This window comes from Streptomyces griseofuscus (genome assembly GCF_014673495.1).
Taxonomy (GTDB): domain Bacteria; phylum Actinomycetota; class Actinomycetes; order Streptomycetales; family Streptomycetaceae; genus Streptomyces; species Streptomyces murinus.
Genome location: NZ_CP051006.1, coordinates 6,355,055 through 6,372,937 on the forward strand (window position 1 = coordinate 6,355,055; position 17,883 = coordinate 6,372,937).

General features: G+C 71.1%; 15 protein-coding genes. 8 read left to right on the top strand and 7 right to left on the bottom strand.

Annotation, left to right across the window (positions count from 1 at the left end):
* Positions 1-84: 84 nt before the first annotated feature.
* Positions 85-894, top strand: a complete 810-nt coding sequence (locus HEP81_RS28890) for an SAM-dependent methyltransferase (RefSeq protein WP_037653244.1) — start codon at positions 85-87, stop codon at positions 892-894.
* A 126-nt stretch (positions 895-1,020) separates the two neighbouring features.
* On the opposite strand, the gene HEP81_RS28895 is transcribed toward HEP81_RS28890, so the two are convergent.
* Positions 1,021-2,508: a glutamate synthase subunit beta gene (locus tag HEP81_RS28895; protein ID WP_037653246.1), complete on the bottom strand. Its 1,488-nt coding sequence runs from the start codon at positions 2,506-2,508 to the stop codon at positions 1,021-1,023.
* A gap of 243 nt (positions 2,509-2,751) precedes the next feature.
* On the bottom strand, positions 2,752-3,450 hold the full coding sequence (locus HEP81_RS28900; protein WP_037653247.1) for a DUF2293 domain-containing protein: 699 nt from the start codon (positions 3,448-3,450) through the stop codon (positions 2,752-2,754).
* A 329-nt stretch (positions 3,451-3,779) separates the two neighbouring features.
* Between HEP81_RS28900 and HEP81_RS28905 the strand changes: the two genes are divergently transcribed.
* Positions 3,780-4,412, top strand: a complete 633-nt coding sequence (locus tag HEP81_RS28905) for a nucleoside/nucleotide kinase family protein (protein ID WP_037662666.1) — start codon at positions 3,780-3,782, stop codon at positions 4,410-4,412.
* Positions 4,413-4,531: 119 nt separating this feature from the next.
* Here the strand turns inward: HEP81_RS28905 and corA are convergent, their stop codons facing one another.
* Positions 4,532-5,659, bottom strand: a complete 1,128-nt coding sequence (gene corA, locus HEP81_RS28910; protein WP_037662668.1) for a magnesium/cobalt transporter CorA — start codon at positions 5,657-5,659, stop codon at positions 4,532-4,534.
* A gap of 238 nt (positions 5,660-5,897) precedes the next feature.
* On the opposite strand from corA, the gene HEP81_RS28915 reads away from it, so the two are divergent.
* Positions 5,898-6,692 (top strand): methyltransferase domain-containing protein, encoded by a 795-nt coding sequence (locus HEP81_RS28915; RefSeq protein ID WP_037662726.1) that lies wholly within the window; start codon positions 5,898-5,900, stop codon positions 6,690-6,692.
* Between the two features lie 182 nt (positions 6,693-6,874).
* Here the strand turns inward: HEP81_RS28915 and HEP81_RS28920 are convergent, their stop codons facing one another.
* From HEP81_RS28920 to HEP81_RS28935, 4 genes are all read right to left on the bottom strand, one after another.
* Positions 6,875-7,834 (bottom strand): carbohydrate kinase family protein, encoded by a 960-nt coding sequence (locus HEP81_RS28920; protein WP_037662670.1) that lies wholly within the window; start codon positions 7,832-7,834, stop codon positions 6,875-6,877.
* Positions 7,819-8,727 (bottom strand): pseudouridine-5'-phosphate glycosidase, encoded by a 909-nt coding sequence (locus tag HEP81_RS28925; RefSeq protein WP_037662674.1) that lies wholly within the window; start codon positions 8,725-8,727, stop codon positions 7,819-7,821. Before HEP81_RS28925 ends, HEP81_RS28920 begins: the two co-directional genes overlap by 16 nt.
* A gap of 169 nt (positions 8,728-8,896) precedes the next feature.
* Entirely contained in the window at positions 8,897-9,451 is a 555-nt protein-coding gene (locus HEP81_RS28930; RefSeq protein ID WP_037662676.1) for a methylated-DNA--[protein]-cysteine S-methyltransferase, read from the bottom strand.
* A gap of 94 nt (positions 9,452-9,545) precedes the next feature.
* Entirely contained in the window at positions 9,546-10,421 is an 876-nt protein-coding gene (locus HEP81_RS28935) for a glycerophosphodiester phosphodiesterase (protein ID WP_037662678.1), read from the bottom strand.
* A gap of 296 nt (positions 10,422-10,717) precedes the next feature.
* On the opposite strand from HEP81_RS28935, the gene HEP81_RS28940 reads away from it, so the two are divergent.
* The 5 genes from HEP81_RS28940 (at position 10,718) to HEP81_RS28960 (ending at position 17,708) form a co-directional block, all read left to right on the top strand.
* Positions 10,718-11,596 carry an MHYT domain-containing protein gene (locus HEP81_RS28940; RefSeq protein ID WP_037662679.1) on the top strand — a complete coding sequence of 293 codons (879 nt, stop codon included), beginning with the start codon at positions 10,718-10,720 and terminating at the stop codon, positions 11,594-11,596.
* A gap of 40 nt (positions 11,597-11,636) precedes the next feature.
* Positions 11,637-13,784 (top strand): excinuclease ABC subunit UvrB, encoded by a 2,148-nt coding sequence (gene uvrB, locus HEP81_RS28945; RefSeq protein ID WP_037662681.1) that lies wholly within the window; start codon positions 11,637-11,639, stop codon positions 13,782-13,784.
* 159 nt (positions 13,785-13,943) lie between these two features.
* Positions 13,944-14,522, top strand: coding sequence for a TerD family protein (locus HEP81_RS28950; RefSeq protein WP_037662684.1), 579 nt, complete (start codon positions 13,944-13,946; stop codon positions 14,520-14,522).
* A gap of 53 nt (positions 14,523-14,575) precedes the next feature.
* Positions 14,576-16,477 (top strand): TerD family protein, encoded by a 1,902-nt coding sequence (locus tag HEP81_RS28955; protein ID WP_037662687.1) that lies wholly within the window; start codon positions 14,576-14,578, stop codon positions 16,475-16,477.
* Between the two features lie 226 nt (positions 16,478-16,703).
* Positions 16,704-17,708, top strand: coding sequence for a TerC family protein (locus tag HEP81_RS28960; protein WP_037662688.1), 1,005 nt, complete (start codon positions 16,704-16,706; stop codon positions 17,706-17,708).
* The last annotated feature ends 175 nt before the right edge of the window (positions 17,709-17,883 follow it).

The window sequence follows — 17,883 nt, forward strand, 5'->3', positions numbered from 1 at the left end:
GTCGCTTGTGTTGCTACTTGCTCGACTTCTCGCATTGACAACAGACTTGACTACCCATCACCACAGACGTTTACGGAGTGCCGCATGAGCGGGCAGGACCCGACGGCCGTAGAGATCGACACCAGCAAACCGCATCCCGCACGGATGTACGACTGGTACCTCGGCGGCAAGGACAACTACCCCGTCGACGAGGAAATGGGCCGCCAGATGCTGGCGCTCGAACCCCGCGTCCCGGTCATGGCCCGGGTCAACCGCGCCTTCATGCACCGCGCCACCAGGTGGCTTGCCCAGCAGGGCGTACGGCAGTTCCTCGACATCGGCACCGGCATACCGACCGAGCCGAACCTGCACCAGGTCGCCCAGAAGGTCGCGCCCGACGCCCGGGTCGTCTACTGCGACAACGACCCGATCGTCCTCGCCCACGCGGCCGCCCTGCTGCGCAGCACGCCCCAGGGAGCCACCGAGTACCTCCAGGCCGATGTGCGCGACCCGGACGCGATCATCGCCGGCGCCCGTGAGGTCCTCGACCTGAAGCAGCCGGTCGCCCTCTCCTTGATCGCCCTGCTGCACTTCATCACGGACGCGGACGGCGCCCACGAGCTCGTCGGCCGACTGCTGTCCGAACTGCCCTCCGGCAGCTACCTGATGATGACCCACGCCACCTCGGACTTCACCCCCGAGGACTCCGTCACCGCCACCGACAAGCTCAAGGGCGCCGGCATCACCATCGCCCTGCGCTCCCGCGACGAGTTCACCCGCTTCTTCGACGGACTCGAACTCGTCGACCCCGGCGTCGAGATCGTCCACAAGTGGCACCCGGAACTCGGCGAACCGGTGCCGGGCCAGGACGACGGGGTGATCCCCGGATACGGCGCGGTGGCCCTCAAGCGGTAGGCGATAGGTGGTGAGCGGTAGGCGGTGAGCGGTATGCGGCAGGTCGTGAGCAAGTAGGCCGCAACCGCGATGGGGGTGGCGTCCACGGGCGGGACGGCACCCCCGCTCGCATCCCTGCCGGGCCACTCACACCCGCATCGGCTTGTCCCCGGGGGATATCGGCGCGGGCAACTGCGAACTGCCCGTCAGATACCGGTCGACGGCCGCCGCCACCGCCCGCCCCTCCGCGATCGCCCAGACGATCAACGACTGCCCGCGCGCCGCGTCCCCGGCCGCGAACACCCCTGGAACATTGGTCGCGAAGCCGATGTCCCGGGCGATCGTGCCCCGCTCGTCGAGCACCAGCCCCAACTGCTCGACCAGCCCGTCCTCCCGGTCCGGCCCCGAGAACCCCAGCGCGAGCAGCACCATGTCCGCCGGGATCGTCTGCTCGGTCCCCGGCACCGGCTGCCGCCGCTCGTCCACCTCCACCAGTTCGAGCGCCCGCACATGCCCGCCCTCGTCCCCGGAGAAGCGCAGCGTCGACGCCGCGAACACCCGCGCGTCCGCGTGCGCCGCCGGCGCCGTCCGCAGCTCCCCTGCCTCCTCGTGCGCGGGCGACAACCGGTAGATCTTCGGATACGTCGGCCACGGCTCCGCGTACTCGTCGCGCGCCGCCTCCGGCTGTGCGTAGATGTCCAGCTGGGTCACCGACGCGGCACCCTCCCGCACCGCCGTCCCCAGACAGTCCGCCCCCGTGTCCCCACCACCGACGATCACCACATGCCGGCCCGCCGCCGACAACGGTGAAACCGCCAGATCCCCCTCACCCACCCGGTTGGAGAGCGGCAGATACCGCATCGCCTGATATATCCCCTCCAACTCCCGGCCCGGCACCGGAAGTTCCCGCCACGCCGTGGCACCCGTCGCGAGCACCACCGCGTCGAACCGCGTCCGCAACTCCGCCGCGTCGACATCCCGGCCCACCGACATCGAGGTACGAAACCTCGTCCCCTCGGCCCGCATCTGCCCCAGCCGCCGCTCCAGATGCCGCCTCTCCATCTTGAACGAGGGGATGCCGTACCGCATCAACCCACCGATCCGGTCGTCCTTCTCGTACACCGCGACCGTGTGCCCGGCCCGCGTCAACTGCTGCGCGGCCGCGAGGCCCGTCGGCCCCGAGCCGATCACCGCGACCGTCTTCCCCGACAACCGCTCCGGCGGCCGCGCCGGCACGAACCCCTCCTCCCAGGCCCGGTCGGCGATCGCGCACTCGACGTTCTTGATGGTGACGGCCGGCTGATTGATCGCCAGCACACACCCCGCCTCACAGGGCGCGGGACACAACCGCCCGGTGAACTCCGGGAAGTTGTTCGTCGCGTGCAACCGGTCGCTCGCCGCCCGCCAGTCCTCCCGGGCCACCAGGTCGTTCCACTCCGGGATGAGATTCCCCAGCGGACAGGCCTCATGACAGAACGGCACCCCGCAGTCCATGCACCGGTCCGCCTGCTTGCTGATGATCGGCAGCAGCGCCCCCGGCACATACACCTCGTCCCAGTCCCGCACCCGCTCCTCGACGGGCCGCCGAGCCCACTCCTGACGCGGAGTGGTCATGAACCCCTTGGGATCGGCCATGATCGTCTTCCTCGCCTACGGGCACCCCGTTCCTCGCCTGCCGGTGCCCTCGCCTCGCCTGCGGGCACCCGGCACCGGCCACCCGACCGGCCATATGCCGCCGGACGGCACGTATCGGCATCCTTCCGGCCACGATACGTCCGCGCGGGGGGTGGCGCAGGGCGGGCGATGGCGGGGGGAGAGGTGAGGGGAGGAGAGTAGGGCTCACGGTCTGTAACCGCGGGCACCCGCCCCCGCGCGCCCTCAGCCCACGTCCTCCTCCCCGGCCCCCTGCCACTCCCGCAGCACACCCTCCACGGCAGGGGCGATCCGGCGCCGGGCCTCGTACCGTGACACTCCGCTCATCAGCAGCTGGTCGTACGGCGTGTCCACATGCCGTACGCCCGCCACGACCGCCGAGATCACCGCCCCCTCGGACAACGCCCGCCCCGCCGCACTGCGCCCCACCCGTCCGCTGCCCCGTACAGAGGCATGCGCCGCGATCGCCCGCGCCCGCTCCGCCGGACACCCTGGGAACAGCCTGAGGATCTCCGCCGCGAACGCCGCCGCGAACCGCTCGTCCTCCACCCCCCTGCGCCGCGCGTCCCGCGCCCGTCGCCGACGCCGTGCCTCCGCATCCGCCAGACACCGCTCCTCGGCACGGACCAGCGCCGCCTCCTCCACGAGCACACCCTGCCGCTCGTACCGGCCCTTACGCCGGTTGAACCGCACCACCACCGCCGACAACGCGCTCTCCTCCCGCGACCTGCGGGTCAGCGCCGTGTCACCACGCGGAAGAAGGACCAGGTGTCCGAGATCCGCGCAGTTCAGGCAGCGGGGAGCGCCGCTCTCCAGGACCAGGAGGGACAACGGTCCGCGCCGGCAGGCGGAGCAGCGCTGATGCTTGAGGGGCTGGATGACGACAAGGCCGTGGATGGGGTGGGGAGTTGAGGGGATTCCCATGGTTCCTTTCTTCCCCGTCGGTGGCACCGGCTCCCGTTCGGGTTCGTCGCACTTCGTGTGCGCGGATGCGGTAGCCAGATACCGAGGCCAGGCCGGACGAAAGCGTGATGGAGGGGCCCTGCGCGTGATCGACATCGCCGACAGCAACGCCCTCCGATATCTCGGAGGGGACCGGAGAACGCGTCCAGCCGCTCCTGCGCGTGCAGCTCCGCAGGTCGCCGTCGAAGTCGACTTCATCCTCGCCCCTCTCCGTCCTTGCCCCCTCCGCCCTCTCCCCCCCCACCCCGCCCTCCCCTCCACCCCCCGAACCCACCCGGCATCATGTCCCTGTGCGACTCGAAGCGATCACCTGGGACCGGCTCGCCGAACTGCTCGCCGACCGGCTGGCCGGGCTGGAGCCGGCCGACGGTGGCGCGTGGCTGCGCGTCGCCTTCGACGGGGCCCCGGCCGCCCGTCCCGGCGATCTGGCCGAGCGGGTCGGCGAGGCGCTCCGCGTGCGCGGCCGGCCCTCGCTGGTCGTCGGGGCGGAGGGTTTTCTCCGCCCCGCCTCATTGCGCCTGGAGCACGGGCGACGCGACGCGGAGTCGTACTACGGCGGCTGGCTCGACACCGGCGCCCTGTGGCGGGAGGTGTTCGGCCCGCTCGACCCCGGCGGCAGCGGGCGCGTCCTGCCCGACCTGTGGGACCCGGCCACCGACCGCGCCACCCGCAGCCCGTATGTCCAACTCCGGCCCGGCGGCGTCCTGTTGCTCCATGGCCCCCTACTGCTGCGCCACTGGTTCCCGTTCGATCTGACCGTCCACGTCCTCCTGTCCCCGGCCGCCCTGCGCCGCCGTACTCCCGAAACCGACCACTGGACGCTCCCCGCCTTCGAGCGCTACGAGTCGGAGACCGACCCGGCGGCCTCGGCGGACGTCCTCGTCCGCGCCGACGATCCACGCCACCCCGCCTGGCGCGGCTGACCCTCGACGGCCGTCGCGCAGACCTCCTCCGCCGCACGTGCCGCGTGTGCCGCCCGCGCCGGACCACGGGCCCCGCTGTCGCCCGGCATGCCCGCCGCTCCGGGGGCGGTCGGCGCGGCTCAGAGCCAGCCGTTGCGGCGGAAGCCCCGGTACAGCGCCAGACAGGCCGCCGCCATCACCGCCATGGCCAGCGGATAGCCGAACCGCCAGTGCAGCTCGGGCATGTGGTCGAAGTTCATGCCGTACACCCCGCACACCATGGTCGGTACGGCGATCACGGCCGCCCATGCCGTGATCTTCCGCATGTCCTCGTTCTGCGCGACCGTCACCTGTGCGAGGTGCGCCTGGAGGATGGAGTTGAGCAGTTCGTCGAAGGCGGCTATCTGCTCCTTGGCCCGGGTCAGATGGTCGAGGACATCCCGGAAGTACGCCTGTATGTCCGGGGCGACGACCCGCAGGGGCCGGGTGGCCAGGTCCTCCACGGGGCGGGCCAGCGGCATCACCGCCCGCTTCAGTTCCAGCAGTTCACGCTTCATCTGGTAGATCCGCCCCGGGTCGAGCCGCGCACCCCCTTCCGAGAACACCTCCGTCTCCACCTGGTCGATGTCGGCCTGCACCGCGTCCGTCACACTGAGATAGCCGTCGACCACATGGTCAGCGAGTGCGTGCAGCACCGCGGCCGGGCCCTTGGAAAGCTGGTGCGGGTGTGCTTCCAGCTCTTCGCGCAGCGGCCCGAGCGAGCCATGCCGGCCGTGTCGCACCGTGATGACGAAGTCCTCGCCGACGAAGGCCATGATCTCGCCGGTGTTCACCACCTCGCTGGTCGCCGTCAGCCGTTCGTGCTCCACGTAGCAGACGGTCTTGAACACCGCGAACAGGGTGTTGCCGTAGTGCTCGAGCTTCGGCCGCTGATGGGCCTCGACCGCGTCCTCCACCGCGAGCGGATGCAGGTCGAACAGCTCGGCGACGCCCGCGAACTCGCGGTCCGTCGGCTCGTGCAGCCCCAGCCAGACGAAGCCCTCGCCGGTCTTGCGGACCATCCGCACCGATTCCAGCAGATCGGTGCACTGCGGTACCCGTATGCCGTCCACGTACGTCACGCAGTTGACCACGGAGGAGCCCAGGGGTGAGCGGGCGGGATGGCTCAGGTCCACGCGCGGCCGCCGCCGGGCCAGCTGTGCGACCTTGCGCAGGCCGCCGGCCGTGCCCAGCTTTGTGACCTTCCGCAGATTCCCTGCCATGGACATCTGGATCTCCTCGCGTGGATCCTCCCCGTGCGACGCTTTCGCGCCCTGGCCCGAAAGTGTGCCAGTCCTGAGCAAAGAGCGGGCAAGCCTGTGGGAACGTGGAGTTCCGCTTTGTTCCCGCCTGTGGAAAACCTCCGCCCGTACGCGAGGAGGCGGCCGGCCGCCCCGGGCGAACCGATCAGCCGCGCCTGCGGAGCCGACCCCCCCTACCCGCCCGCCACCTGGGATGATGCGCGGCATGACAGCATCCGACGGGTACCTTCTGGACAACCGGCAGCGCGAGGCGGGGGAGCGCTTCGACGCATTCGCCACCCTGTTCGACCCCACGACGTTCCGGCATATCGAGGCCCTCGGTATCGAGCCGGGCTGGCGCTGTTGGGAGGTCGGGGCGGGCGGCACCTCCGTCGTGTCCTGGCTCGCGCGGCAGGTGGGGCCGGACGGCGCGGTCGTCGCCACCGATATCGACACCTCGCGGCTGGCCCCCGTGGACCACTCGCCGGTGGAGATCCGCACCCACGACGTGGGTGCCGAGGAGCCGCCGGGGGAGGGCTTCGACCTGGTCCACGCCCGGCTCGTCCTCGTCCACGTCCCGGACCGGGCAAGCGCGTTGAGCTCCATGATCAAGGCGCTGAAGCCCGGCGGCCGACTGCTGATCGAGGACGCCGACCCCGCCCTCCAGCCGCTGACCTGCCCCGATGAGCACGGCCCCGAACAGCGGCTCGCCAACCGGCTCCGCCAGGGCTTCCGCAGCCTGCTCGCCGAACGGGGCGCCGACCTCTCCTACGGCCGCCGACTGCCGCGCCTGCTCCGGGAGGCCGGACTGCACGAGGTCGAGGCCGACGGCTTCTTCCCCATGACCTCGCCCGCCTGCACCGCGCTGGAAGCCGCGACCGTCCGCCAGATCCGGGGCCGGCTCCTCGACGCGGGCCTGGCCACCGACGAGGAGATCGACCAGCACCTCGCCAACGTCGAGACCGGCGCCATGGACCTGACCACGGCACCGATGATCTCGGCGTGGGGCCGCAAGGCGTAACACGGGCCGTCAGGCATGGCACGGGCCGGCGGAGGCAACCCGGGCCGCATGGCGTATCCGCCGGTCATAAGTCGCGGCCGGCGCGGCGACCGGCCCGGCCTCTGACGCGGCCGACCCGCCCGCGCCCGCCCCGACCGACACCGACTCAAGTCCCGTTGTCCGGTGGCTCTCTCCGGCGCCCCTCAGTTGCCCCGCGCCCCACTCTCCTCGGTCGCCTCGCCCCGGTGCGGTGGCCTGCCGCCGACCCGGCTCACCGCCCGCGCGCCCGCCCGGCACCCCCGTGCCGCCGCCTCCCGCGGGTCCGCGCCCGCGAGGAGGGCGGCGAGGAAGGCGCCGGTGAAGGCGTCACCGGCGCCCGTGGTGTCCCGCGCACTCGTCGGTACGGCCGGAACTCGCACCGGCGTACCCCCGGAACGGGACACGAGCGCCCCGTCCGCCCCCGCCTTGACCACCACCAGCGGGACGACACGGCTCAACTCGGCCGCCGCGTCGGCCGGTTCCGGCAACCCCGTCAGCAGACACGCCTCGTCCCGGCTGGGCAGCAGTGCGTCCAGCCCCTCGGCGAAGGCGAGGAACCGGCCGACCCCCAGCTCCGCCAGAAAGCCGGCCGACGCCGGATCCATGCTGACCGGCACGCCCCGCGCCCGGGCGGCATCGAGCGCGGTTTTCGCGAGTGCACGACTCGACTCCGTGAAGAGCAGATAACCCGACAGATGCAGCCAGGCGACCCCGTCGAGCAAGGCGTCCGACCAGTCGGCGGGCTCCAGTCGCAACGACGCCCCGCTGTCCGTGAGAAATGTACGTTCAGCCGCCGCGCCCGCGTCGACCAGACACACCACCGTCCCGGTCGCCGCCTGCGGATCGGCCACCAGGAGCGGCCGTACCCCGGACGCGACCAGCTCCCGCCCGTGCCATGCCGCCGCGTCCGCGCCGACCCGGCCGAGCAGCCGTACGTCCGCGCACCCCGAATCGGCCGCCCAACAGGCCACGTTGGCACCCGCGCCGCCCGGCAGCGTCCGGATCACCGCGGCCGTGTCCGTGCCGGTCGCGAGCGGTCCCCGGTGCCGGGCGACCACATCGGTGACGACATCGCCGACGACCAGCAGCGCACCCGTGCGGTCCCCGGTCACCCCCGCGCCCACGCCGTGGCGATCCGCGCCCCCAGCCGCACATTTCCACGCACCGCCGCCAGGTTGGCGCGCAGTGACGCGCCGTCCGTGTGCCGTACCAGGTAGTCGAGGAGGAACGGGGTCACCGCCTGACCGGTGATGCCCCGCTCCGCACAGGCGGCGAGCGCCTCGTCGAGCACACGCGCGTGCAACTCTGGGTCGAGCTGTTCCGCCTCCGGCACCGGATTGGCGACGATCAGCGCCGACTCCGCCACGCCCAGCGCGTCCTGCGCACGCATCACCTCCGCCACCTCCTCGGGGGCGTTCAGCGTCCAGTCGACCGGATGTCCCGAGTCGGAGAGGTAGAAGCCGGGGAACCGGTCCGTGCCGTACCCGGCGACGGCCACGCCCAGCGTCTCCAGGCGTTGCAGGGTCGCGGGCACGTCCAGGATCGACTTCACGCCCGCGCACACCACCGTGATCCCGGTCCGCGCCAGCAGCCCCAGATCGGCCGACTCGTCCTGGGTCACCGTCCACTCCCGGTGCACCCCGCCCAGCCCGCCGGTGGCGAAGACCCGGATGCCCGCCAGTGCGGCCAGCCGCGCGGTCGCCGACACCGTGGTCGCCCCGCTCGCCCGCGCCGCCACGGCGAACGGCAGATCGCGATGGCCCAGCTTGCGGATGCCGCTGTCATTGGCGACCCGCTCCAGCTGCGCCTTGTCCAGACCGATCAGCGGCCGACCGTCGAGGACGGCGACGGTCGCCGGTACCGCGCCCTCGCCGCGAACGGCGTCCTCCAGCTCCAGGGCCACCCGCAGATTGCGCGGGCGGGGCAGACCATGGGCGATGATCGTGGACTCCAGGGCCACCACCGGCCGCCCTGCCTCGATCGCCTCCTGGACCTCTTCCGACACCACCAGCACCATGTGCCCGCCTCCCGTCCGCCGGTCCCTGCCGGTATCTCTGGCGGGCACCGGCCACGGCTAAACGCCCAGGAGCCCGGCGCCGTACACGAAGCGGCCGTACCTGGCCGAACGGCTACCAGCCCTGGCCGGATACGGCGGGGCCGCTCAGAGCCGGATACGGCGAGGCCGTTCAGAACAGCGGCTCGGGAAGCACCCCCTCCAGGGCGAGCAGCTGCCGCTTGGTCTCCAGACCGCCCCCGAAACCCCCGATCCCGCCGTCGCTCTCGACCACCCGGTGGCACGGCACCACCACCGGCAGCGGATTGGCGCCCATCGCCACGCCCACCGCCTGCGCCCCGCCGGGCTGTCCCACCCGGCCGGCGAGATCGCCGTACCCCACCACGCTGCCGTACGGCACCCCGGACGCCAGCTCGCGGAGCACCTGCCGGTTGAACCCGGAGATCAGCGACCAGTCCAGCGGCAGCTCGAAGTCCCGTCGCTCACCCGCGAAGTAAGCCCGCAGCTGGTGTATCGCCTCGACCAGCACCGGCGCCCGCGGGTCAGCCACGGGCGTGCTGCCGAACCGGGTCGCCAGCCGCTCAAGCGTTCGCTCGCGCACCGCGTCGGTGGCGTGGAAGACCACGTTGACCAGTCCGTTCCTGGTCGCCGCCAGCATCAGCGGGCCGATGCCGGTCTCGATGACGGCCCACACCACCCGCTGCTCGTCCTGCCCATGGCTGTCCATGCGCCCACGGTACGACCCACCACTGACAACGCCCGCCGGTCCGGTGCCGCCCGCCCCCGACGACGCGCCCGCCGCTCGCCCGGTCGGGGCCCGGTCACTTCGTGTCCAGCGCCGCTCGCACCACGTCCGCCTTGCTGCTGATGATCCCGTCGACGCCGTACCCGGCGACCTTGCGGGCCGTGGCCTTGTCGTCCACCGTCCAGGCGTACACCCCCAGCGGTCGGCCGTGCGGCCCGCGGACACCGTGCACCGCCGACACGTACGACCTGGTGAGCGATCCGTACGACGGGTTGACCAGGTCGACGAAACGCGCGTACTGCTTCAGCCGCGAGACCGGGGGCGCCCCGAGATAGGCCGTGGTCAGCGCGGGCTTCAGCTCATGGACGGTCCGCACGCTGTCCGCGCTGAAGCTCTGCACGACCAGCCGCTTCAGATGACCGCGGTCCAGCCAGCCCTCGTTGCCGAGGACCTTCAGGATCTGCTGTTCGATGCCCGGATACAGCTCCGGGTTCTTGACCTCCAGGAGCAGACTCTCGTGGTTGTGCTCGACCCGGCGCATGTACTGCTCCAGGGTCGGCACGCGCGTGCCCGCGAAGGCGGGGGAGAACCAGCTGCCCGCGTCCAGCCGGGCGATCTCGGCGGCGGTGAAGTCCTTCACCTTCCACGGCGCCCGGCCGGGGAAGACCTTCTCGGCGTTCGTGGTGCGCTTCAGGCTGTCGTCGTGGATGACCACCAGCTCGCCGTCCTTGGTGCGCTGGACGTCGTTCTCGACCCAGGTGGAGCCCAGCCGTGCCGCCTTGTCGATCGAGGGCAGCGTGTTCTCGGGAGCGTAGGCGGGGGCACCTCGGTGGGCGATCACCAAGGGCGGCCGAACGCCCGCCTTGGCGTCGGAGGTGAGGCTCACCAGGGCCACCGCGGACAACACGGCCAGGACCACGGCGGCCAGAACGGCGACCAGGCGCGCGCGCATGCTTACTCCTCGCGTCGAACGAAAACCCACGCCGGACCGGCGACCGACAGCACCAGAGTGACAGCGGAGAGCCAACGGTACGCGACCGTACGAAGGTCACATATCGCGGTAGGACGCCGCCAGGTGCTCACCGGTGCCCCACAACTGGGGCAAGGCCGTGTTTCTTTGTCGGAAAGTCGTTCGACCATTCCGGTGGCAGTCATACTCTCTGCGACACCCCCGGCCGCCCGCGCGGTCCTGGCACGGCGCGGATCTTCAGGGTTTCCGGGACACACGAGGGCGAAGGGCAGCCGCGGATGCAGGGCACGGTCGACGGTTTTGGCTACGGGGCCGTCACCCCGTTGGTGGCCTTTCTGATGGCCTGCCTCGGTGGCGCCCTCGGGCTGCGCTGCATCACGCGGTCCCTGCTGGTCACGCACGCGCACCGGCCGGCCTGGCTGGCCCTCGGTGCCGCCGCGCTCGGCTGCGGCACCTGGACCATGCACTTCGTCGCCATGATGGGCTTCAGCATCGAGCAGGCACCGGTCCACTACGACGAGCCGGTCACCTACGCGAGCCTCGGACTCGCCGTCCTCATGGTCGGCGTGGGAGTCTTCATCGTCGGCTACCGGGGCGCCACCGGTGCACCGCTCTTCACCGGCGGCACCGTCACCGGACTGGGCGTCGCCTCGATGCACTACCTCGGTATGGCCGGGATGCGTTTCCACGGGAGCTTCGCCTACAGCACGCCCAAAGTCGTCGCCTCCGTCGCCATAGCGGTCGCCGCCGCCACCGCCGCCCTGTGGGCCGCCGGACGCGCCCGCGGCCCGCTGCCGACCGTGGGGGCGAGCCTCCTGATGGGCCTCGCCGTCAGCGGCATGCACTACATGGCCATGGCGGCCCTCAGCGTCCGCCTCGACGGCACCGCCGAGATCGCCGCCGACACACCGGACGCGTCCGCGCTCGTCCCCATGCTGCTCGGCCCCCTCGTCCTCCTGGTCCTCGCCGGGGTCGTCGTGATCCTCGACCCGATGCTGGTCCTGCGCCACCCCGACCGGGCGCCCGCCCTGCCCGCCCCCGGAGTCCCGGCCGCCGCGCTCGCCCCCCGTACCGACCCCCGATCCGCCCCCCACCAGCACATACACCCCGACCGCAGGCCCGTACGGCAGGGCGCCCGCGCCTCGCAGAACCGCTGATCGGGACCCGTTGTCAGTGGGGGGTCGTACGGTTGATGGCATGCGGCCCGTTTCCCACATCGAACGCACGGTGGCGCCCATCGAGGTCGTCAGTCCCTACCAGCCCAGCGGCGACCAGCCGACGGCCATCGCCGACCTGGCCAAGCGCATCAAGGCCGGTGAGAAGGACGTCGTCCTGCTGGGCGCGACCGGCACCGGCAAGTCCGCCACCACCGCGTGGATGATCGAGAAGCTCCAGCGCCCCACCCTGGTGATGGCGCCGAACAAGACACTGGCCGCCCAGCTGGCCAACGAGTTCCGCGAGCTCCTCCCGAACAACGCGGTCGAATACTTCGTCTCGTACTACGACTACTACCAGCCCGAGGCGTACGTCCCGCAGTCGGACACCTACATCGAGAAGGACTCCTCGATCAACGAGGAGGTCGAGCGGCTGCGCCACTCGGCGACCAACTCGCTGCTCACCCGCCGTGACGTCGTCGTGGTCGCCTCGGTGTCCTGCATCTACGGCCTGGGCACCCCGCAGGAGTACGTGGACCGCATGGTCCCCCTCAGAGTCGGCGACGAGATCGACCGGGACGAGCTGCTGCGCCGCTTCGTCGACATCCAGTACACGCGCAACGACCTGGCCTTCACCCGCGGCACCTTCCGCGTCCGCGGCGACACCATCGAGATCTTCCCGGTCTACGAGGAGCTCGCCGTCCGCATCGAGATGTTCGGCGACGAGATCGAGGCGCTGTCCACCCTCCACCCGCTCACCGGCGAGATCATCAGCGACGACCAGCAGCTGTACGTCTTCCCCGCCTCCCACTACATCGCAGGGCCCGAGCGCATGGAGCGGGCCGTCAACGACATCGAGAAGGAGCTGGCCGAGCGCCTGGCCGAGATGGAGAAGCAGGGCAAGCTCCTGGAGGCCCAGCGGCTGCGGATGCGCACCACCTACGACATCGAGATGCTCCGCCAGATCGGCACCTGCTCCGGCGTGGAGAACTACTCGATGCACTTCGACGGCCGCCTGCCCGGCTCCCCGCCCAACACCCTGCTCGACTACTTCCCGGACGACTTCCTGCTCGTCATCGACGAGTCGCACGTCACCGTCCCGCAGATCGGCGCGATGTACGAGGGCGACGCCTCCCGTAAGCGCACCCTCGTGGAGCACGGCTTCCGCCTGCCCTCCGCCCTGGACAACCGGCCCCTGAAGTGGGAGGAGTTCCAGAAGCGCGTCGGACAGACCGTCTACCTGTCGGCCACCCCGGGAAACTACGAGCTGTCGCGCTCCGACGGCGTCGTCGAGCAGATCATCCGCCCGACCGGCCTGGTCGACCCCGAGGTCGTGGTCAAGCCCACCGAGGGCCAGATCGACGACCTGGTGCACGAGATCCGCAAGCGCACCGACAAGGACGAGCGCGTCCTGGTCACCACGCTCACCAAGAAGATGGCGGAGGACCTCACCGACTACTTCCTGGAACTGGGCATCCAGGTGCGCTATCTGCACAGCGACGTCGACACCCTGCGCCGTGTGGAACTGCTGCGCGAACTGCGCGCTGGTGAGTACGACGTCCTGGTCGGCATCAACCTGCTGCGAGAGGGTCTCGACCTGCCCGAGGTCTCCCTGGTGGCGATCCTCGACGCCGACAAGGAGGGCTTCCTGCGCTCCGGTACGTCACTGATCCAGACGATCGGCCGCGCGGCGCGCAACGTCTCCGGTCAGGTTCATATGTACGCCGACAAGATCACCCCGGCGATGGACCGCGCCATCGACGAGACCAACCGCCGCCGCGAGAAGCAGATCGCCTACAACAAGGCCAACGGCATCGACCCGCAGCCGCTGCGCAAGAAGATCAACGACATCGTCGCGCAGATCGCCCGCGAGGAGGTCGACACCGAGCAGCTCCTCGGCAGCGGCTACCGCAAGTCGAAGGACGGCAAGGGCGCCAAGGCCCCCGTGCCCGCGCTGAGCGACAAGGCGGTCAAGGGCGGCAAGGCGGCCAAGGGCGCGAAGGGCAAGGCCGCGGCCACGGTGCCGACGGACCGTCCGGCGGCCGAACTCGCCGAACAGATCGAGGAGATGACCGAGCGCATGCGCGCCGCCGCCGCGGAGCTCCAGTTCGAGATCGCGGCCCGGCTGCGTGACGAGGTCTCGGAGATGAAGAAGGAGCTGCGCCAGATGCGGGAGGCGGGCATCGCCTGATCCACCAGATGCCGCCGGACCTCGGCATACGCGCCCAGAGTGTTGCAACACCGACACAAAGCGCGGGCCGGGGTGCGGCGGTGTCAGTGTCTCTGCGTAGGGTTCTGAATCAGCCGCGCGGTCTGCGGCAACAGGGGACCTTCGAGAGGGGATTCAGCCGTGTCCGTCAACTTGAGCAAGGGTCAGGCCATCAGCCTGGAGAAGAACGACGGGGGCACCCTCACCGCGGTCCGTATGGGGCTGGGCTGGCAGGCGGCCAAGCGCCGCGGTCTGTTCGGCTCGCGCACCAAGGAGATCGACCTGGACGCCTCCGCGGTGCTCTTCGCCGAGAAGCAGCCGGTCGACGTCGTCTTCTTCCGGCACCTGGTGAGCGACGACGGATCGGTGCGCCACACCGGCGACAACCTGGTGGGCGGCGTCGGCCAGGGCGGCGACGACGAGGCGATCCTCGTGGACCTCCAGCGCGTCCCGGTCCACATCGACCAGATCGTCTTCACCGTGAACTCCTTCACGGGCCAGACCTTCCAAGAGGTGGAGAACGCGTTCTGCCGTCTGGTGGACGAGTCCAACGGCCAGGAACTCGCCCGCTACACGCTGGCCGGCGGCGGCGAGTACACCGCCCAGATCATGGCCAAGGTGCACCGTGCGGGCTCGGGCTGGACGATGACCGCCCTCGGCACCGCCGCCAATGGGCGCACCTTCCAGGACCTGATGCCGGCGATCCTGCCGCACCTGTAGCCGCGGATCCGGCGGCCGGGGCTTCACCACAACACGACACGGGGGCGACGGGGATGACGGCCGAGCTGGTGCGGGGACAGAACCACCCGTTGCCCCAGGTCCGGCTGGAGATCCGGATCTCGGTCGGGGTCCCGGTCCTGGCCGGTGCCACGCTCGGCGACGAGAACGGCACGGTGCGCGGCCCCCAGCTGATCGCCCACCCCGGTGCCCCCACGCTCCCCGGTGTCGAGGTCTCCGGGCAGGCAGCCGCCGAACACCGCCTGGCCGTGGACCTGTCGGCCGTGCCCGAGGCCGTCCACCGGGTCGGTGTCTTCCTCGCCCTGCCCATCGGGACCACGGGCCCGCTCCGATTCGGCGCCGTCCCCGCCCCGCGCACCGCGGTGCACGGCCCCGACGGCACCGAGATCGCCCGCTACACCGTCAGCGGCCTGGACACCGAGGCGGCCCTGATCGCCCTGGAGCTGTACCGCAGGCAGGGCGCCTGGAAGATCCGCGCGATGGGCCAGGGCTATGCCGGCGGCCTCCCCGCCCTCTTCGCCGACCAGGGTCTGCCCGAGGCCGGCATGCTCGCCGCCGCCATACACGGGACCACGAACCCCGGCCCCACGGCCGCGTACGACCACGGCACGCACCGCGCGAACGACGCGGCCCGCAACCCGTACGACACCCCGGCGCCGGAAGGCGCCCCCGCCCTCGACACCCCGGCGCCGGCGGGCGCCCCCACCCTCGGCGGGCCGATCGACTACTCCCACCCCCGCCGACCGCGGCACACCGCACCGCCCTCGCCCACGCCTGCGGCCTGCCCGGCCGCCGACGGACAGCCCGCCCCGCCGGTCGCGGGCGACGCCGTGGGGTGGTCGATGGAGGAGCGGCTGTACAACCAGGTCTGGGGCATGTTCGAGGACCTGGCGCGGGCCATGGCCGCGTACCGCGGTGCCGTCGACTTCGCCGACACCCGCCTGGAGAGAGAGCTCGACCAGGCCCTCGCCGACCCGCGCGCCCGCCTCGGCGACGGGAACGCGGCCGCGCGCGAGGCGGCCCAGACCCGCCGGGACCAGCTGGTCGACCAGGCGCGCGCCGTCCTCGACCGCGACCTCGCCCAGCTCACCGCGGAGTCCGAGGTGGTCGAACCGGCGCTCCCGCCCGCCTACGCCCGCTGGGACAGCCCTGCCTGGCACGGCTACCGAGTGCCCGCCGAGCCGCCGATGGCGCTTCGGCTCGGCGATCTGCATCTGCCCGAGAGCCTGCCGTTGCGCATCCCGCTGCTGGTCAGGTTGCCGCTGGAGCACGGTCTGTGGATCGACAGCGGTGCCACGGCCATGCCCGAGGGATCCTTCGCGGACTCGACCGCGCTGCGGCAGGCGGCCATGGAGACGGCGGTGGCGCTCGCGGCCCGGCTGCTCGCCGTGCATCCGGCGGGGGAGTTCGCCGTGCGGGTCATCGACCCGGCCGGCGCGGGGACCCGCGCGCTGTGGCCGCTGACCGGCGCCGGGGTCCTCGCGGCACCGCCCGCGACCGGGGCGGCGGGTGTCATGGACGTACTGGAACGGCTCACCCGGCGGGTCGATCTGGTGCAGATGGCGGTGCGAGGCGGTGCGGCCGGGTCACTGCCGGACGACGTGGACACCGCACGGCAGCTGCTGATCGTCAACGACTTCCCGCACGGCTTCGACGACCGGGCCATCACCCGGCTGCGCTACCTCGCGGACGAGGGCCCGGCGGTCGGCGTGCACCTGGTGCTGGTGGCGGACCGTGCGGACGCCGCAGCCTACGGCCCCCTGCTGGACCCGCTGTGGCGCTCGCTGATGCGCCTCACCCCGGCCCCCGACGAGCACTTCGCCGACCCCTGGGTGGGCCATGCCTGGACCTACGAGCCCGCGCTGGTGCCGGTCGGCAGCCGCATCGTGGAGCAGGTGCTGGCCGAGGTCGCCGCCGCCTTGATCAAGCACAAGTAAAGTCAGCGTGAGCTGCGGATTTGAACTTTCCTTTGCCTTCTACTTTACCAATGCTTGGTAATTGGGGTACTGTCTTCTCAAGCGGAGGGGAGTACTCCCTGACTGCGGCGCACCCGTCAATACGGACCGGTTCCGGTCCCGGGGCGTCGGCCCCCGTGCGGGTGGAAGAGACCTCCGGCAGTGACAACGCATCTGTGCTTGCCATCTCGAAATGCCGGAGGTTGCCGTGGAAGTTTCCATGACCCTGTGGGTCCTGACCGTCATGGGTCTGGTCGCCCTGATCGGAATCGACTTCCTCATAGGGCGCAAGCCCCATGAGGTCTCGATCAAAGAAGCCGGTGTCTGGACCGTCGTCTGGATCGTCCTGGCCGGCCTCTTCGGCCTCGGCCTGTTCCTCTTCGGCGGCGGACAGCCGGCCGGCGAGTTCTTCGCGGGCTACATCACCGAGAAGTCGCTGAGCGTCGACAACCTCTTCATCTTCGTCCTGATCATGACGAAGTTCGCGGTTCCCGCGCTCTACCAACAGCGCGTCCTGCTCATCGGCGTCCTCATAGCCCTGGTGCTGCGAGCGGTGTTCATCGCCGCCGGAGCCGCGATCGTCACGAACTTCTCCTGGGTGTTCTACCTCTTCGGCGCCTTCCTGGTATGGACCGCCTGGAAGCTCGTCCAGGAGGCCCGCGCCGACGACGAGGGTGAGGAGGAGTTCGAGGAGAACCGGCTGCTGAAGGCCGCGGAACGCAGGTTCGGCGTGGCCGACCGGTACCACGGCACCAAGCTGTGGATCCGGCAGAACGGCAAGCGGATCATGACCCCGATGCTGGTCGTGATGCTCGCCATCGGCACCACCGATGTCCTGTTCGCCCTGGACTCGATCCCCGCGATCTTCGGCCTGACCCAGGACCCGTACATCGTCTTCACCGCCAACGCCTTCGCCCTGATGGGCCTGCGCCAGCTGTACTTCCTCCTGGGTGGCCTGCTGAAGAAGCTGGTCCACCTCTCGTACGGCCTGTCGGTGATCCTCGGCTTCATCGGCGTGAAGCTGGTGCTGCACGCCCTGCACGAGTCGGGCGTCCCGGTGCCCGAGATCAGCATCCCGGTGTCGCTCGGCGTGATCTGCGCCGTCCTGGTCGTCACCACGGTCACCAGCCTCATGGCTTCCAGGAAGCAGGCCGCCGTCGCGGCGGGCGCCGACTCCGAAAGCGCGGAGAAGAAGGAGTCCGTGGACGTCTGACCCCACGGCTCGCACGGCGGTTCGTAAGGGCCGCCGCCCACAGGGAGGGCCCTCCGCTTGCGGAGGGCCCTCCTTCGGACACGATCGGACACGCGGAGCCTGGCCCGGGCCGGTCCCGGGGCGCCGCAAGGAAGGGACGGAAGCATCCGGAACGAACAGAATGCGAACCATGTGG

What these genes read in the sequence shown, in the direction of transcription:
- HEP81_RS28955 (WP_037662687.1), top strand. Translation starts at nt 14,576, where the DNA reads ATGACGGCCGAGCTGGTGCGGGGACAGAACCACCCGTTGCCCCAGGTC.
- corA (WP_037662668.1), bottom strand. Translation starts at nt 5,659, where the DNA reads ATGTCCATGGCAGGGAATCTGCGGAAGGTCACAAAGCTGGGCACGGCC.
- HEP81_RS28890 (WP_037653244.1), top strand. Translation starts at nt 85, where the DNA reads ATGAGCGGGCAGGACCCGACGGCCGTAGAGATCGACACCAGCAAACCG.
- HEP81_RS28940 (WP_037662679.1), top strand. Translation starts at nt 10,718, where the DNA reads ATGCAGGGCACGGTCGACGGTTTTGGCTACGGGGCCGTCACCCCGTTG.
- HEP81_RS28900 (WP_037653247.1), bottom strand. Translation starts at nt 3,450, where the DNA reads ATGGGAATCCCCTCAACTCCCCACCCCATCCACGGCCTTGTCGTCATC.
- uvrB (WP_037662681.1), top strand. Translation starts at nt 11,637, where the DNA reads ATGCGGCCCGTTTCCCACATCGAACGCACGGTGGCGCCCATCGAGGTC.
- HEP81_RS28915 (WP_037662726.1), top strand. Translation starts at nt 5,898, where the DNA reads ATGACAGCATCCGACGGGTACCTTCTGGACAACCGGCAGCGCGAGGCG.
- HEP81_RS28895 (WP_037653246.1), bottom strand. Translation starts at nt 2,508, where the DNA reads ATGGCCGATCCCAAGGGGTTCATGACCACTCCGCGTCAGGAGTGGGCT.
- HEP81_RS28925 (WP_037662674.1), bottom strand. Translation starts at nt 8,727, where the DNA reads ATGGTGCTGGTGGTGTCGGAAGAGGTCCAGGAGGCGATCGAGGCAGGG.
- HEP81_RS28930 (WP_037662676.1), bottom strand. Translation starts at nt 9,451, where the DNA reads ATGGACAGCCATGGGCAGGACGAGCAGCGGGTGGTGTGGGCCGTCATC.
- HEP81_RS28935 (WP_037662678.1), bottom strand. Translation starts at nt 10,421, where the DNA reads ATGCGCGCGCGCCTGGTCGCCGTTCTGGCCGCCGTGGTCCTGGCCGTG.